Source organism: Streptomyces durbertensis (genome assembly GCF_014156695.1).
GTDB lineage: Bacteria > Actinomycetota > Actinomycetes > Streptomycetales > Streptomycetaceae > Streptomyces > Streptomyces durbertensis.
In genome coordinates, this window is the sequence record NZ_WMLF01000788.1 from 1 (window position 1) to 1,223 (window position 1,223).

Genomic DNA, 1,223 nt, shown 5'->3' on the forward strand with positions numbered 1-1,223 from the left:
CCTCCGCGGAGGGGCGCCCGCCCTTGTCGTGTGCCGCCGGACCTGTGCGCGGGGCCCGGTCAGCCCTGCCAGCTGTGCGGGGCGCGGAAGCCGGGGGTGCGCTCGAGACGGCGCCAGCCGGCGGTGCCGCTGCGCGGTCGGGCGCTCTCGGCGTGCTGGGAGCCGGCGGCCCGGGCCAGCAGCAGAGCGGTCACGGCGGCCAGCTCCTCGTCGCTGGCGGTACCCCTCTCCACGCGGACCAGGCTGGTGGCGTCGGTCATGCTCATGAAGGTCTCCTCGGTCTGAGGTCCGGGCTTGGCGTCGGGGCGGCCGGCGAGGCTGTGTTCCCGCAGGCCGCGCGGGTCACTGCGGCGGGTTGCCGTGCTTGCGGGACGGAAGGTCGGCGTGCTTGCTGCGCAGCATCGCCAGCGAGCGGACGAGCACCTCACGTGTCTCGGCCGGGTCGATGACGTCGTCCACCAGGCCGCGTTCGGCCGCGTAGTACGGGTGCATCAGCTCGGCCTTGTACTCCTTGACCATGCGGACGCGCATGGCCTCCGGGTCGTCGGCGGCGGCGATCTGCCGGCGGAAGATGACGTTCGCCGCGCCCTCGGCGCCCATCACCGCGATCTCGTTCGTCGGCCACGCGTAGGTGAGGTCCGCGCCGATGGACTGGCTGTCCATCACGATGTAGGCGCCGCCGTAGGCCTTGCGCAGCACGACGGAGATGCGGGGCACGGTGGCGTTGCAGTAGGCGTAGAGCAGCTTGGCACCGTGCCGGATGATGCCGCCGTGCTCCTGGTCCACGCCCGGCAGGAAGCCCGGCACGTCCAGCAGCGTCAGGATCGGGATGTTGAAGGCGTCGCACATCTGGACGAAGCGGGCCGCCTTCTCCGAGGCGTGGATGTCCAGCACACCGGCGAGGGACTGCGGCTGGTTCGCCACGATGCCGACCACCTGGCCGTCCATCCGGGCGAGCGCGCAGACGATGTTGGTCGCCCAGCGCTCGTGGATCTCCAGGTACTCGCCGTCGTCGACGAGTTCCTCGATGACCTTGTGCATGTCGTACGGGCGGTTGCCGTCGGCCGGCACGAGGTCGAGCAGCGTGTCGGCACGGCGGTCGGCCGGGTCGGCGGACTCGACGACGGGCGGGTTCTCCCGGTTGTTCTGCGGGAGCATCGAGAGCAGGAAGCGGACCTCCTCCAGGCACGACTCCTCGTCGTCGTACGCGAAGTGCGCCACAC

The 1,223-nt window shown here is 71.4% G+C and carries 2 protein-coding genes; both read right to left on the bottom strand.

Going from position 1 to position 1,223, the window contains the following annotated elements; translation table 11 throughout:
* Positions 1-59: 59 nt before the first annotated feature.
* Entirely contained in the window at positions 60-266 is a 207-nt protein-coding gene (locus GL263_RS26825) for an acyl-CoA carboxylase epsilon subunit (RefSeq protein ID WP_182858324.1), read from the bottom strand.
* A 76-nt stretch (positions 267-342) separates the two neighbouring features.
* Positions 343-1,223: acyl-CoA carboxylase subunit beta (locus GL263_RS26830; RefSeq protein WP_323379576.1), on the bottom strand; the 881-nt coding region annotated here is incomplete at its 5' end.

Bases quoted from the DNA above. Each gene is read 5' to 3' on its own strand.
- GL263_RS26825 (WP_182858324.1), bottom strand. From the start codon at position 266: ATGAGCATGACCGACGCCACCAGCCTGGTCCGCGTGGAGAGGGGTACC.